This window comes from Psychromonas sp. Urea-02u-13 (genome assembly GCF_002835995.1).
Taxonomy (GTDB): domain Bacteria; phylum Pseudomonadota; class Gammaproteobacteria; order Enterobacterales; family Psychromonadaceae; genus Psychromonas.
Map to the genome: position 1 here is coordinate 81841 of NZ_PJBZ01000035.1, position 13659 is coordinate 95499.

16 protein-coding genes are annotated in these 13659 nt (G+C 38.9%); 7 read left to right on the plus strand and 9 right to left on the minus strand.

Translation table 11 applies throughout. The features are described from left to right. Positions 1-64 precede the first annotated feature (64 nt). Positions 65-271, plus strand: coding sequence for a (2Fe-2S)-binding protein (locus CXF74_RS00950; RefSeq protein WP_101080528.1), 207 nt, complete (start codon positions 65-67; stop codon positions 269-271). 7 nt (positions 272-278) lie between these two features. On the opposite strand, the gene CXF74_RS00955 is transcribed toward CXF74_RS00950, so the two are convergent. Beyond that, positions 279-893, minus strand: coding sequence for a flavin reductase family protein (locus CXF74_RS00955; RefSeq protein ID WP_101080529.1), 615 nt, complete (start codon positions 891-893; stop codon positions 279-281). A gap of 300 nt (positions 894-1193) precedes the next feature. Between CXF74_RS00955 and CXF74_RS00960 the strand changes: the two genes are divergently transcribed. From CXF74_RS00960 to CXF74_RS00975, 4 genes are all read left to right on the plus strand, one after another. Continuing rightward, positions 1194-1478, plus strand: coding sequence for a Fis family transcriptional regulator (locus CXF74_RS00960; protein WP_101080530.1), 285 nt, complete (start codon positions 1194-1196; stop codon positions 1476-1478). A 188-nt stretch (positions 1479-1666) separates the two neighbouring features. Beyond that, entirely contained in the window at positions 1667-3283 is a 1617-nt protein-coding gene (locus CXF74_RS00965) for a SagB/ThcOx family dehydrogenase (RefSeq protein WP_101080531.1), read from the plus strand. Positions 3284-3302: 19 nt separating this feature from the next. Then, positions 3303-3644 carry a 4a-hydroxytetrahydrobiopterin dehydratase gene (locus CXF74_RS00970; RefSeq protein ID WP_101080532.1) on the plus strand — a complete coding sequence of 114 codons (342 nt, stop codon included), beginning with the start codon at positions 3303-3305 and terminating at the stop codon, positions 3642-3644. A 50-nt stretch (positions 3645-3694) separates the two neighbouring features. Beyond that, positions 3695-4144 carry a GNAT family N-acetyltransferase gene (locus CXF74_RS00975; RefSeq protein WP_101080533.1) on the plus strand — a complete coding sequence of 150 codons (450 nt, stop codon included), beginning with the start codon at positions 3695-3697 and terminating at the stop codon, positions 4142-4144. A gap of 80 nt (positions 4145-4224) precedes the next feature. On the opposite strand, the gene arsB is transcribed toward CXF74_RS00975, so the two are convergent. The 5 genes from arsB to CXF74_RS01000 all read right to left on the minus strand — a co-directional run bounded on the left by arsB (position 4225) and on the right by CXF74_RS01000 (position 7426). After that, the gene (arsB, locus tag CXF74_RS00980; protein WP_101080534.1) at positions 4225-5232 is read right to left on the minus strand and encodes an ACR3 family arsenite efflux transporter; all 1008 of its coding nucleotides are present in this window, start codon (positions 5230-5232) and stop codon (positions 4225-4227) included. A 40-nt stretch (positions 5233-5272) separates the two neighbouring features. Continuing rightward, entirely contained in the window at positions 5273-5617 is a 345-nt protein-coding gene (locus CXF74_RS00985; protein ID WP_101080535.1) for an ArsR/SmtB family transcription factor, read from the minus strand. A gap of 235 nt (positions 5618-5852) precedes the next feature. Continuing rightward, the gene (locus CXF74_RS00990; protein ID WP_101080536.1) at positions 5853-6131 is read right to left on the minus strand and encodes a helix-turn-helix domain-containing protein; all 279 of its coding nucleotides are present in this window, start codon (positions 6129-6131) and stop codon (positions 5853-5855) included. A 141-nt stretch (positions 6132-6272) separates the two neighbouring features. Further along, a complete protein-coding gene (locus tag CXF74_RS22350; RefSeq protein ID WP_232772400.1) occupies positions 6273-6557 on the minus strand; it encodes a hypothetical protein in 285 nt (94 codons plus the stop codon). Positions 6558-7081: 524 nt separating this feature from the next. After that, complete coding sequence (locus tag CXF74_RS01000; RefSeq protein WP_101080537.1) at positions 7082-7426, minus strand: YggL family protein; 345 nt, start codon at positions 7424-7426, stop codon at positions 7082-7084. A gap of 421 nt (positions 7427-7847) precedes the next feature. On the opposite strand from CXF74_RS01000, the gene CXF74_RS01005 reads away from it, so the two are divergent. Both CXF74_RS01005 and CXF74_RS01010 read left to right on the plus strand, forming a co-directional pair. Beyond that, a complete protein-coding gene (locus tag CXF74_RS01005) occupies positions 7848-9491 on the plus strand; it encodes an ATP-binding protein (protein WP_232772401.1) in 1644 nt (547 codons plus the stop codon). Further along, positions 9481-10173 (plus strand): response regulator, encoded by a 693-nt coding sequence (locus CXF74_RS01010; RefSeq protein WP_101080538.1) that lies wholly within the window; start codon positions 9481-9483, stop codon positions 10171-10173. The genes CXF74_RS01005 and CXF74_RS01010 overlap by 11 nt, the downstream gene beginning before the upstream one ends. A gap of 151 nt (positions 10174-10324) precedes the next feature. Here CXF74_RS01010 and CXF74_RS01015 read toward each other — a convergent pair whose 3' ends face one another. The 3 genes from CXF74_RS01015 to CXF74_RS01025 all read right to left on the minus strand — a co-directional run bounded on the left by CXF74_RS01015 (position 10325) and on the right by CXF74_RS01025 (position 13463). Then, positions 10325-11851 carry a tripartite tricarboxylate transporter permease gene (locus CXF74_RS01015; protein WP_101080539.1) on the minus strand — a complete coding sequence of 509 codons (1527 nt, stop codon included), beginning with the start codon at positions 11849-11851 and terminating at the stop codon, positions 10325-10327. Between the two features lie 10 nt (positions 11852-11861). Further along, on the minus strand, positions 11862-12341 hold the full coding sequence (locus CXF74_RS01020; protein WP_101080540.1) for a tripartite tricarboxylate transporter TctB family protein: 480 nt from the start codon (positions 12339-12341) through the stop codon (positions 11862-11864). Positions 12342-12482: 141 nt separating this feature from the next. Next, positions 12483-13463, minus strand: a complete 981-nt coding sequence (locus CXF74_RS01025) for a tripartite tricarboxylate transporter substrate binding protein (RefSeq protein WP_101080541.1) — start codon at positions 13461-13463, stop codon at positions 12483-12485. Between the last annotated feature and the right edge of the window lie 196 nt (positions 13464-13659).

The window sequence follows — 13659 nt, forward strand, 5'->3', positions numbered from 1 at the left end:
CTTTAACAATAAGAAAACACATACTTATTAGATAAATCTAAATGTAATTAATCGGGGTATTGTTATGGATGAACAGCGCAAGCAGCAAGACCCCACACTCGTTTGTACCTGTAACGATCTGTACATCGATGATATTGAAGCGGCCATCATCGAAGGTATCGTTGAATATGTTGAGATCATGCAATATAACGATACCCTACCGCGTTGTGGAGAATGCGATTGCCATGTGCAATTATTAGTGGAAGCTAGCAATACCCCCCATAGCGATTAACGACTTATTACTTGGGTCTTTGCAGTGAAAAAGGATCGCTAATTGAGGCATATTCTCCGCCACCTAAACGCGCTAATGGCGCCACTTTACTCGCATCAATACTCAGACGGCCTTTGGCATCTTTAGCCGTAATGTTTTCGTTCATATAAAGCTGTTTTACTTCAACAAAAATCAACGTTTGCGCAGCATCTCCTAACTCTTTTATTTCATATAACTCACAACCAAAAGCGATATCACATTCAGCTAATCGTGGTAACGAGAAGTGCTCAAAAGGAGTCGTTGATAAACCGCTACCCGTAAGCTCTGATTCACCATGCGCCAATGTCGCTGCCGTTTTTGTCACTAGCTCAGCCTGTTCGACAGAAGCGATATGAATGACCATTTTTTTGTTATTGATGATATTCGTTAAGGTATCTTTATCGTCTCCATTGTCTTTTTTACCGACCGATAACATCAATAGTGCAGGTTCACTTGATACCGCTGTAAAGTAAGAAAACGGTGCTAAATTATAACTACCGTTATCTGAGTCAGTTAACGCCCACGCAATAGGTCGAGGGATAATTGTTTGTGTCATTAAATGGTAGCGTTGCGTCGCCGTAAAATCAGAGAAATCGAGCTGCATTGAGTTGATCCTTACTTTGAGATTGTGAATTATCTATAATAATACTTTTCTATCTGAATGAATCACAGTTACTTCTAATTAATGCCCTACCAAGTAAATTATATCTGTTGCCCGTTACGCTTAACCTTTCAAGGCAATCACCTCATGACCCTCGATGTAAAAACAGTAAGAGGCTCTTTTAATAAGAAGCTAAATAAAAATGCCATTAACATGATAATTTTACTTTTATATAATGCTGTTTATTTACATTTACCCTTGTAGAATCGGGCTGTTAATTACACTTTAGAGATCTAAATTCCAATGCGAAAAACTGATAAGAAAATAGACAATAAACTACGCGAAGTATTAACCGACGTTTGCGATTTTGCTCTGCAGGAAGTTGCTGGTTACCAATGGATAAGCCACACAGTTAATTACAATAGCTTCCCAGACTCGCTGGTCATTACCTGTATGTTTGACAATAAACAGAGTGCCGATACTGAGAAACAACAAGGCGAACTACTTGCACTTATTAATGAAAAGCTTAATGCGGTGGCAATAAGTTTGAAAAACCCTAATAAACAGATTTCTTTTGAAGCGCAGTAAGTTAAATAATATCTGGGTAAAGTTGTCATCGATAAATGCATTGATAATTTACTTTACCCCTTTGTCTAAGTACCCCACACCGTTCACTTATATATACCCACCTATTGCAATGAACTTTACAAACGCGCTTTAAGTTCATAACAAAGACCACTATAGTGATCATCACTTTACTCACCTTGAGATAAATAATGACTCACAGCCCACTAGTAACCGTTACAGATTATCACCAACAAACAAAGCATCAGCCAACTCGCTATGCGCGTGCGTTAGGTTATATGGATTGGGCGAATCAGCCATTACCTTATCGTCTTTATCAAGGTGCAGAAAAAACACCTTTACCATTATTAGACGATGAAATTCCCGCGTCCTATTGCGCATTGTCTCAACAACTTGATACACCAACACAGCCTATATCTCTGACTTCCATAGCGAGTATGTTACAACTCAGCTTAGGTTTGTCGGCGTGGAAACAATATGGGGGGTCAGAATGGGCACTGCGTATTAATCCCTCGAGTGGTAACTTACACCCCACCGAGTGTTATTTATTATTACCTGAAATGGCGCAGCAAACGGCCAACTCGATGCACTACAATCCGTATATTAATAGCCTAGAGAAACTCGCTGAGATTCCAAAAAATGTAGCCCAACAGCTCAGCGCACATCAAGGTTTTGCTCTTGTATTAACCAGTATTCCGTGGCGAGAAGCGTGGAAATATGGGGAGCGAGCTTACCGTTATTGCCAACATGATCTCGGCCATGCGTTAGCAGCGCTTCATACAGCCTGTAATATTAATGGCTGGAAGATGCAATTAATCACTGAATTAGATCCGCAAACAGCACAACAAATATTAGGTTTTGCACAATTGCAGGAACACCAAGCTGAAAAAGAATGGGCTGAATGTGTTTGCTGGATAAGTTGTGAAGAAAGCGACATAGCAGCCGTTAGCCACAGTTTAAAATCGTTAACGAGTCTGGACTATTCACACCAGCCTAATCAACTGAGTAGCACACATGCTGACTGGCCAATTATCGACGATCTATTTGATGCATTACATCCATTGGCACTGCCTAGCGCTGAAATAAAACAGCCTATTCAACTTGATGAACAGATCACTAATTGCACCAGTAGCGCGCAAGAGCTCATTCGCCAACGACGCAGTGCGCAAAGCTTTGATATCAATAACAGCCAACTAGAATTAGCGGTGTTTTTACAGCAGTTACAAAAAACATTAGCGACTAATGCAGTGCCTTTTAACGTCTTGCCTTATTCTCCCAAAGTACATTTGGCTATCTTTGTGCATAATGTAAATGGATTAGCATCAGGTTTATATCTTTGGTGCCGTAACGACTCACATTTAGCGGATCTAAAAGAACAAATGTCAGCACAATTTAGCTGGCAACAGGTCATTAACAATCAACCTTTGTATCTATTACAAGCAGGTGATTTTAAGGCACAAGCCAAAGCAATTAGTTGCGATCAAGACATCGCCAGTGATGGCGCATATTCGCTTGCGATGTTGGCAAAATTTTCACCTCTATTAACTGAAACCCCAAGCCATTACCCGGTGTTATTTTGGGAAACAGGGTTAATTGGACAAGTATTATATTTACAAGCGGAAGCGTTCTCACTCAGAGGCACCGGCATCGGTTGTTTCTTTGATGACAAAATGCACCAACTGCTTGGTTTAACGAACGATAATTGGCAGGTGTTATATCATTTTACCGTCGGACATGCCGTTGAAGATAAACGCATTACCACTAAACCTGCTTACTTTCATTTACAGCCACAATCATTAAACGAATAACAATTTAAGGAAAATAAAAATGCAAAATTTAGCCCAACTTAATTGCCAGCCATGCGATAAAAATGCACCCGTACTGACGGCAGAGGAAATGGCCGTTTTATTACCAGGCCTTAATGGATGGCAGGTGATTATGGAAATTGGCATTCATAAATTAACACAATGTTTTGTCACTAAAAATTATAAAAACAGCATGGCTTTTACCAATGCCGTTGCTCAGCTAGCAGATAGTGTTAATCATCACCCGTTATTGATTGTCGAGTATGGAAAGGTAACCGTGATTTGGTGGAGTCATAATATTGAAGGCCTGCATAAAAACGACTTTATTATGGCAGCCAAAACATCGCAGTTATTTACACAATAATTTATTTGCTGTTTTTACAGTACACACTCGATTAAAAATAAGGTTATTTCATGCACTGGTTATGTCTTAAATTCAGCGAATTATCTACAACGCAGCTTTATCAATTATTAAAATTACGCGTGGATGTTTTTGTCGTTGAGCAAAACTGCCCGTATCCAGAGTTAGATGATAAAGATCATCAAGCGGGTGTTTACCACTTACTAGGTTACCAAGATGACCAACTGGTTGCCTGTGCACGTTTACTGGCACCTGGCATTAGTTATGCACAAGTCAGTCTGGGACGTATTGCCACCGCGCAAAAACAGCGACAACACGGCTTAGGTAAACAATTATTAAGCACCGCACTCGCGCAGTGTGAGCAGCACTGGCCACAACAAGACATTCAAATTGGCGCGCAGGTTTATCTGCTCAATTTCTATAAGGGTTTTGGTTTTAAACGCCATTCGCAGGATTATTTAGAAGATGATATCCCACATGTAGATATGCTATTAACAAAATAAAAAAGCGGTTTATATTTGAAAATATAAACCGCTGCCCATCCAGTAACGTTACAAATAGTAGCGTTAAAAACCAAGCCTATTTAGGAGAATTGCGCTTTAGTACGGTTCGCATAAGCCACTAAGCTCAACATCACAGGCACTTCAACCAATACACCCACCACGGTCGCTAATGCAGCACCAGAATGAATACCAAACAAACTAATCGCCACAGCGACTGCCAATTCAAAAAAGTTAGACGCACCAATCATGGCACCCGGTGCAGCGATACAATGTGGCTGTTTCCACTTTTTCATCCAGTAATAACTAATAGCAAAAATAAGATACGTTTGAATCAATAACGGCACTGCAATTAAAAGAATATCCAAAGGATTACTTATAATCGTTTTTGCCTGAAAGCCAAACAATAGCACCACAGTACCCACTAAACCGACAATGGATAAAGGTTTTAACGTCTGCCCTAGGCTGTCTAATTTTTTTTCATTATTAATAAATTTGCGTGTAACGACACCACCAATTAAGGGCACCACAACAAATAACACAACGGATAATAACAGCGTATCCCAGGGTACAAATACATCGGTGACACCTAACAAAAAGGCCGCTAATGGTGCAAAAGCAACCACCATGATCAAATCATTAATAGAAACTTGCACAAGGGTATAATTTGCATCGCCTTTACATAACTGACTCCAAACAAAAACCATCGCCGTACAAGGTGCAACACCTAATAAAATCATACCTGCGATATATTGCTCGCCTAATTCAGGAGAAACCCAAGGCGCAAAAAGATAACGCATAAAGAACATGGCTAATAAAGCCATTGTAAAAGGTTTGATTAGCCAGTTAACAACCACTGTAATAATCAGGCCTTTAGGTCGCTCATGTACATTTTTTACCGCAGTAAAATCTACCTGCATCATCATCGGATAAATCATTAACCAGATTAAAACCGCAATCACTAAATTGATTTGTGCATACTGCATATTCGCTAAACTAGTAAACAGGTCAGGAAATAATAATCCTAATACCAGCCCAGCTGTCATGCCTAACGCAACCCACACACTTAAAAAACGCTCGAAAATACCCATATGTACTCCTAAAATTAATGCCTAAAGTTAAAGCCTAAAATTAATGTTCATCTGCATCAGGGCAGATATTGTTAATGTTGTTGGCGTGACAGTTATCGCTTTCATCACTGCAACAGGACTCACTCATGTAGCTAATTAAGTCCAACATCATCGGGAGATTTGCGCGATAACGTAAATAGCGCCCCTCTTTGGTTACCGATACTAAATTGCTGTGTAACATGGCTTTAAGGTGAAAAGATAACGTATTAGGTGCCACCTCTAACAGTTGTGCCAACTCTCCAGCCACTTTTCCTTGATTACCTGCTTTCACCAATAAACGCCAACAATCAAGACGGACGCCTGAAGATAAAGATTCAAAAATCCCTGTTGCTACTAAATTATCCATAGATACCTCTTTAAGTTATAATTCAATAGTACAACAACTATTGAAATGATCAAGCGAGCAAAGCAATTTATATTTAATAACCCTGTCGCGTTACTTAAATAAGTAACGCTTTTCTCGGAAAATAATAGACAAAAAATCTATTCAGATAAAAGCGACAGGCACAAAAAAGCCCTGTAAAAACAAGGCTTAGTAATGATTTTCGCAGGGAGGCATTATCGCTAGAAAGAAAGTGAAATTAATAACCTAACTGACTTTTCATACTGTCAATATTATCAGCGACCCAACCTTTTGATATTCCGCCCCATGACTCAATAATATATTCCCCATCTTTCAAGGCGCCCTTAAAAGAACAGACAATATCTAAATCTTTAAGGCTAGCAATCGAGTCTTGAGCCGTTCTACGTGGAATATCAATTTCATCCATTATCTTGGGCACAGTATTAATACCATTATCAATAAAATGAGCGAGAAGAAGTCTGCGGTAAAATGATGTTTTGGTTCGGCTAATAGGCATAATCGACTCTAAATTATTTAAATAACAATCCTAGCAAGTTAATGCCTATAAAATTCGATCCAAATCGAATATCTCAATGAAATAAACAATTGAAATAAACTAATCAATATTAAGAAGGCTTAAATGGCTCAAGAAGCTTATCTAAAATGAAATACGCGCTCCCACTGTCCAACTATAATCAGTATTGTTAATACCATAATAAGTACCATTGGGGCTAAAAGCAGATATTTTTGCATACGGGTAAAGATGAAAAATAGAACGCATAGTTCCCGTCGTTAGCTCCCATTCACTGGCTTGCCCTTGGTTAAAGTCAACCATATCAGACTTATCTTGCGCATAATGATACTCAAACTTACCGATCACATAAGCATGTTTAAAGTACTTAGCAGTGGCAAAATAAGCCGAATATTTATTAGCATCATCCACCGTCAACCAGGTAAAACCATTGCGAACAAATTCACTCGTTAAACCAAATTTAACAGAGTAGTCATAAAAAAGCGGGTTGCTGATAGCTCAATCAGGTGCGTTTCAGTTTTAACACCATCAACACCCGCCAAATCGTCCAGTCATCATGCTGACTATATTCATAATAAGACCCTAACTTCCATTTAAAATCTAACGATGCCTGCCAATCCCTGCAGAACTATTTGTTAGACAGTATTATGAATATTCGCAGCACGCGGATCTAATAACGATTACTTATTTAGATAATAAGCAGTGCTTATTCCCGAGGATTTTATCCTATGGAGATACGTGAAATGGGTCATTAAGATAAAAAGTAAGTGAGCGTTTTAATCACGTTGGAGGCTTACTGAAAACATCGGAGGGTCTAAATAAAAAAACCTGCAAGGGCAGGTTTAATGAGGATTGTTAGCCAGGTTTTCTGCCTCTACGAAGAGGAGTTTTCATTTATTGATACCTAGTATTTTTATCTTGGAAGATAAGAATAGTTAGAAGTCGTAGTTGGCATCTACTAAATCACTGACTTCGACACTTTGAATGACAGGTTTGCTTTCTAACCAAGTGGAGATAACATTACGATCATCTTCTGAAGCTGAACCATAGCGCTCATTTGAACTAATGAAAGCTTCAAACTCATCAACTCCCCCACCGCCTTCGACGACCAAATTTCTCGACTCGATAAAATCAACCATCTCATCTAAAAATGCATCGAAACTGTTCTCATCAAAATCAGCAAAAGTAATGGTGATTTCAAACCCATAAACAGAAAACTCATCAATGTATAATTTTTTACGAAGTCTACGGCTTCTTTTTATAGTCTGATTGCTACTCATGCATTTATTTCCTTTTTCAAATAACCGATTCAACAATGATGTGTATCACCACTATATCAGCTGAGGTTTTATAATTTAGCCTTTCAGGGCATATTATGGGGCTTTACTACAAAAAATGCAGGGAAATGGCATCGTTAAATTGATATTTCAAACAAGTGCTTAACACAGTAACGTACACCGGTTAACGATGTCGCACTAAATGCGCAAGCAGGCACTCAAACACCCACTAATAAGTAAAACGTAAACTTGATCGTCACAGCAAAACTTAACGCTAATCGCATTCTCAATTAACTAGACTCAATATTAAAGACTTAAGCCCATTCGTTTTTTTTCACTTCATTATCGCTACCTGGGCTACGTAATGACAAGCCTTTAGTGCTAACCTGAAATATCCATATTAACCATTAGAAATAAGCGACCAATGGAAAAAAAACATTTTTTAAAATGGAGTAATCTCAGTTTCAGACGTCGCTTATTAGTGGTGATGTCTTTTTCTGGGTTAATACAATTATTGATTTTATCTGTTGCCGGTTTTGCCTATTTGCAACATTGGGAAGCACGTGACAGTGGTGAAACCGCCTTAGGTGTCGCTAAACTGTTGGCAGCAACACCTATGGTTATTAATGCATTAGAAAGCAAAGAACCGGCATTAATAGAAAATAAAATTGAGGCATTACGCAGTGCCATTAAGGCCGCATTTATTGTTGTCGGTGATAAAAATGGCATTCGTTATTCTCATCCAATTAGTAACCGTATTGGTAAAAAAATGCAGGGGGGGGACAATATTAGAGCATTAACTCAAGGCATCTCTTATGTCTCCTATGCAAAAGGTTCGCTAGGTAACTCCGTACGCGGAAAAACACCTATTTATAATGCTTCCGGCAATATTATCGGCGTTGTCTCTGTCGGTTACCTGGTCACCACCATTGATGAAAAAGTGCACCATTTCTTGTTCTTTTTAATTGCCATGGCGCTCTTAGTGGTGGTGGCAAACGCTGTTATTTCTAGTTTTACGGCGCGTCGCTTTCAACATGCCATTTTAGGCTTCGAACCAGAAGAATTTGGCCGACTTTATATGGAGTTGCAGGTAACGTTAAGCACCATAAAAGAAGGCATTATTAGTATTGATAAAAATAGTAATATCACTGCAATTAATCAAAGTGCTTGCCAGATTTTAAATCTAAAAACAGAAAAAGTTTTAAATAAAAACCTACAAAGCATGCTGCCAGAAAGCGATTTAACTGATATTTTATTAACCAACATTGAAGAAAATGATGTTGATACCATTCTTAATGGCCAGGCCATTATTGCCAATAGAAAACTAATTATTGTAGAGGGTGAAGTGGTGGGTGCAGTGTCTAGTTTCCGTCTTAGGGATGAAATTACCGAACTGACCAAGCAACTATCGCAAATTCGAGAATATGCCGATCTTTTACGATCACAGACGCATGAACATCGAAATAAATTAAATACCATTAGTGGCTTAATTCAACTGGGTAAAACCGCGGAAGTACTACGCTTAATTGGTCAAGAAACAGAGCACTATCAACATCTTATTCAATTTTTACGTGAAGCGATTGCAGAACCCATTATTGCGGGTGTGTTATTAGGCAAGAGTGAAAGAGCCAGAGAACTAGGCTTAGTATTGGAGATGGATGAGGGTTCGCGCTTACAGAAATTGCCAGACCATATGCGTGCGGAGGACCTAGTCACTATTTTAGGTAACTTTATCGACAATGCATTTGATGCTTGTTTTTCTGTCGAATCATTAAATAAAAAGGCTAAAAAAGTGTCTATTAGCATCAGCGATTATGGGCCAGAAATTATCATTGAAGTGGACGATAATGGCTGTGGTTTACCTGAAAAATTAAAGCAAATAGCACTGATTAAAAAAGGTGTTTCAAGTAAAACAGGCAAAAATCGTGGTGTAGGTTTATTTTTGGTAAATCAAATTATTAATCAATATAAAGGCCAATTGATCATGGAAAGTAATGATGATCAAGGGGCCAGAATAACCGCCTATTTACCTAAAATATTTAATAAAGGTTTAACAGATGATAAATAAGCAAATTATTAAAGTGTTAATCATTGAAGATGACTTAGGCATTGCCGAAATTCATCGTCGTAATTTAATGAAAATAGATGGTTTTGAAGCAATTGGTATCGCTGCGAGTAAAAATGAAGCGGAGACATTATTAGATGTATTAGCACCCGATTTATTATTACTTGATCTCTATTTACCCGATGGAAATGGGTTAGATATATTAAGGTATCTGAGGCAAAAAGAGCAGGCTTGCGATGTGATTTTAATTACTGCAGATAGAGAAGTGGAGACATTACAACAGGCGATGCGTGGTGGTGTTGTCGACTATTTACTTAAACCTGTTGTGTTCTCACGCTTAGAAGAAGCACTTAATAAATACCTAAAACAAAAAAATAAATTAGGCAGTATTGATGATTTAGACCAGAGCCTAGTTGACTCGATGATATTTAACGCAAGCAATAATACGTCAGCAGGAGCAAGACTGCCTAAAGGCATTGATAAAGTAACGCTAGACAAAGTACGGTCACTGTTTGTTGATCAATCAAAGCTCACCGCAGATAAAGCGGGTGAACTGATCGGCGCGAGTCGTACAACCGCAAGAAGATACCTTGAGCACCTGATCACTTCCGGTGAATTACAGGCTGATTTGAATTATGGCACCGTAGGCAGACCTGAAAGAACCTATATAAAAGCAAAGGCATAATAGGTATTAATCTTGATAGGCTGAGCAATTAATTGAGCACATAAAAAAACAGCGCTGATGCGCTGTTTTTTATGATCACCATATTATTTTTCTGACCCAAGGCTATTTTTTAAGAGCGCGATATAAACACAGCTCTAAAAACATCGTTGGATTAATTACTTTCCGGTGCAGCCAATGGGCGATTGCGATACTTGTTCAACACAGTCAATATAAGTGGCGTAACAATAACTAATACTGCGATCACTGAGAATGAAAAAGTAATCGGACGTTCCCATAAAAAGCTTAAATCACCGTCACTTATCATCAACGATCTACGTAAGTTTTCTTCCATTAACCCGCCTAAAATAAAACCTAATAATAAGGGTGCTAACGGGAAATTAGCGAGCCTTAAGAATATCGCCGCAATCGCGATAGCAATCATAATAAACACATCAATCGTATTAAATGAAACTAAATAAACACCGGTGATTGAAAAGAAGATAACCATAGGCAGTAATACCGTACGTGGCACCGCAAGTAACTTAGAAATATAAGGAATGAGGGGTAAGTTCAACACCATCAACACGATATTACCAATATACATTGAGATAATCACAGACCAAAAAATTTCAGGGTTATCCACAAATAATCTTGGACCCGGTTGCACCCCATAGGAGATTAACGCACCTAACATGATCGCAGTGGTACCTGATCCAGGAATACCTAATGTTAATAACGGAACAAAAGAACCACTTGATGCTGCATTATTTGCCGACTCTGGTGCAACAACACCACGCATACTACCTTTACCAAATTCTGCACGTTTATCTTTAGGGGCAATATTTCGCTCCATGCCATAACTTAAAAAGGCGGCTATCGTTGCACCTGCACCGGGTAATACGCCAACAAAAAAACCTAAAATAGATGAACGAATTGATACCGGTGCTAACTCTTTAAATTCTTCCTTAGTAATTTTCATGCTGCCCAGATCAGTCACCGACATGTCAGAATCTGTTTCTTTTTCTGGTTTCAAAATACCCATTAATGTTTCACCCAACGCAAAGGTTGCCATAGCCAATAGTAAGAAGCTAAAACCATCCATTAAATCCGTTAAACCAAAAGTGAAACGTTCAACACCGATACCTTTATCGATACCAACCGTTGCTAGCATTAACCCTAATATTGTCATCATCCATGCTTTAACGACCTGTCCTTTACCGGCAAAAGCTGCAACTGCCGATAAACCCACTAACATCAATGCAAAGTAATCTGAAGATTGAAAGCTTAACGATACCTTGGCGAGTGCAGGCGCTGCAATTAACAACATAATGGCAGAGAGTGTGCCACCGGTAAAAGAGGAATAAGCAGCCAGTGCTAATGCTTTCCCTGCTTGGCCTTTTTGCGCCATGGGGTAACCATCAAACGCAGTTACAACCGTGGAAGAACAACCAGGCGCATTAATTAATATTGAAGAGGTAGAGCCTCCAAATACCGCGCCATAATAGACACCAGCCATTAGAATCATGCCTGAAGATGGCTCTAAGCCATAGGTAATCGGTATCATTAGAGCAATCGCTGAAATAGGTCCAAGGCCAGGTAACATACCAATAAAGGTACCCACAAAACAGCCAACGACAACCCACATCAAATTGACGGGTAATACGGCTGTTGATAAGCCAATTAAAATTCCATCTAACATAAATTATTTCCTATAGACTTAAGAACAGGTAACCCGGCTCAAGATAAATATCGAGCACTTTGGTTAATAACAACCAAAAAGCCGTAACAAATGGGAATGACGCCCCAAATAAGATAGATTTTCTTCGTTCGCCTAACGCCCAGAAACCAGCCAATAAAAACAGGCTGGTTGCCAATACAAAACCAAGCCATGTCAAACCAAAACCATAAGCAATCATCAATACAACAAAAGTAATTAACAATCGCCAATCAAAGCCAATCACCGCGCCACTTTTTTCATCTGGCTGTGCCATTGCAATTAACAATAAAGATAAAAAAATCCCCGCACTGGTTAACATCCAAGGCAATGTACGAGCAGTAAAAGCTTCGTATTCATCACCAGGAAAAAGAGGAATTAAGGTCGTCTGATAACCGTAAGTTAAGCAAAAAATCAAAAAGATTAATCCACCGACACGATCACGACATAATAGAGATTCAGATTTTAACTGCATGAGATACTCCAGAGAGTCTAAAGTTAGAGGGGCCCACTGTGATATATTCTTATTTAAACGTGGTTTATCAAAAATGAATATTACAGTGGCTTATCTGACTAATATCCATGCTTCGGTATTAGTCAGATAACGGTCAAATGATTATTTTAAAAAGCCTAGCTCACGCATTAGGTCGCCCACTTGCTTCTCTTGATCTTCTAAAAAATTGTAGAACGCTACATCAGCTTTATAGTTATCAATCCAACCATTACGGTCACGAACGGTAACCCATTGATCAGTCTTATACATTGCTTTAAATGCCTTATTCCAGGCAGCCACTTTCTCTTTACTTGCACCGGGTGCAGCAAAGAAACCACGCCAGTTAGCAAAGACAGTATTGTTACCCATTTCTGTTAACGTAGGTACATTGGGAGCAGCCGCTAAACGCTCAGGCGCAGTAATAGCAATAATACGAACCTGTCCACTTTTAGACATTTCTAAGACTTCACCAAGACCTGTTGATAAAAGCGGTGTTTCACCAGAAAGTAGTGCGGCCATTGCCTTACCACCCGCATCATAGGCAATGTAACGTACTTTACGCGCATCAAAACCTTCCCCTTTAAAAGCAGCTGCTACCACTAAATGGTCCATGCTACCGCGTGCAGATCCGCCTGCAATTTTCACTTTTTTAGGATTGACTTTAAAAGCGGCAACCACTTGTTTCCAGTCTTTGTACGGAGAATCAGCGGCAACCACGATAGCGCCATAATCGGCAATCATAGAAGCAACAGGGGTTAAATCACGAAAGGATTGCGGAAAAATTCCACTAAGAGAACGAATGACTATCGGGGTTGAATTAACCATTAAGGTATCTTGTTGACGATCAGCCGTTTCGATTAAATGCGCAATAGCCTTGCCACCACCACCACCAGAAAGATTTTGATATGAGACTTGATTAACTAAGTCTTCTTTCATTAATACACTGCCTATACCACGAGCCGTTCCGTCCCAACCTCCACCTGCGCCACCAGGAATAACAAAATGTATTTTTTCTAGATCTGCAGCAAATGCTGTACTTGCAAAAGTGGCAATACTTGCCGCTAAAATTGAAGAGGTAATACACTTTTTAACATTATTGAGCATAGTAAATATTCCTTTAATTATGACTTAGGCTTAATAAACAGATAGTTACAAAAAAACCAACTTGGATATAAAAAAAAAATCATCAGGTGGTTAGATTCATAAAAATCTTAAAACGATTTATGTTGCAGAGATATTAATGTTAACGACAGCGCCTGACTAGTAATTGAGAATAATGAGAATTGAATATTTTAAGGCT

Excerpts from the sequence above, each read along its gene's own strand:
- CXF74_RS01020 (WP_101080540.1), bottom strand. The coding sequence starts at position 12,341 with ATGCAGTTAAAATCTGAATCTCTATTATGTCGTGATCGTGTCGGTGGA.
- CXF74_RS00970 (WP_101080532.1), top strand. The coding sequence starts at position 3,303 with ATGCAAAATTTAGCCCAACTTAATTGCCAGCCATGCGATAAAAATGCA.
- CXF74_RS01005 (WP_232772401.1), top strand. The coding sequence starts at position 7,848 with ATGGAAAAAAAACATTTTTTAAAATGGAGTAATCTCAGTTTCAGACGT.
- CXF74_RS01010 (WP_101080538.1), top strand. The coding sequence starts at position 9,481 with ATGATAAATAAGCAAATTATTAAAGTGTTAATCATTGAAGATGACTTA.
- CXF74_RS00985 (WP_101080535.1), bottom strand. The coding sequence starts at position 5,617 with ATGGATAATTTAGTAGCAACAGGGATTTTTGAATCTTTATCTTCAGGC.
- CXF74_RS00950 (WP_101080528.1), top strand. The coding sequence starts at position 65 with ATGGATGAACAGCGCAAGCAGCAAGACCCCACACTCGTTTGTACCTGT.
- CXF74_RS00965 (WP_101080531.1), top strand. The coding sequence starts at position 1,667 with ATGACTCACAGCCCACTAGTAACCGTTACAGATTATCACCAACAAACA.
- CXF74_RS00975 (WP_101080533.1), top strand. The coding sequence starts at position 3,695 with ATGCACTGGTTATGTCTTAAATTCAGCGAATTATCTACAACGCAGCTT.
- CXF74_RS01015 (WP_101080539.1), bottom strand. The coding sequence starts at position 11,851 with ATGTTAGATGGAATTTTAATTGGCTTATCAACAGCCGTATTACCCGTC.
- CXF74_RS00990 (WP_101080536.1), bottom strand. The coding sequence starts at position 6,131 with ATGCCTATTAGCCGAACCAAAACATCATTTTACCGCAGACTTCTTCTC.
- CXF74_RS01025 (WP_101080541.1), bottom strand. The coding sequence starts at position 13,463 with ATGCTCAATAATGTTAAAAAGTGTATTACCTCTTCAATTTTAGCGGCA.
- CXF74_RS01000 (WP_101080537.1), bottom strand. The coding sequence starts at position 7,426 with ATGAGTAGCAATCAGACTATAAAAAGAAGCCGTAGACTTCGTAAAAAA.
- arsB (WP_101080534.1), bottom strand. The coding sequence starts at position 5,232 with ATGGGTATTTTCGAGCGTTTTTTAAGTGTGTGGGTTGCGTTAGGCATG.
- CXF74_RS00955 (WP_101080529.1), bottom strand. The coding sequence starts at position 893 with ATGCAGCTCGATTTCTCTGATTTTACGGCGACGCAACGCTACCATTTA.
- CXF74_RS00960 (WP_101080530.1), top strand. The coding sequence starts at position 1,194 with ATGCGAAAAACTGATAAGAAAATAGACAATAAACTACGCGAAGTATTA.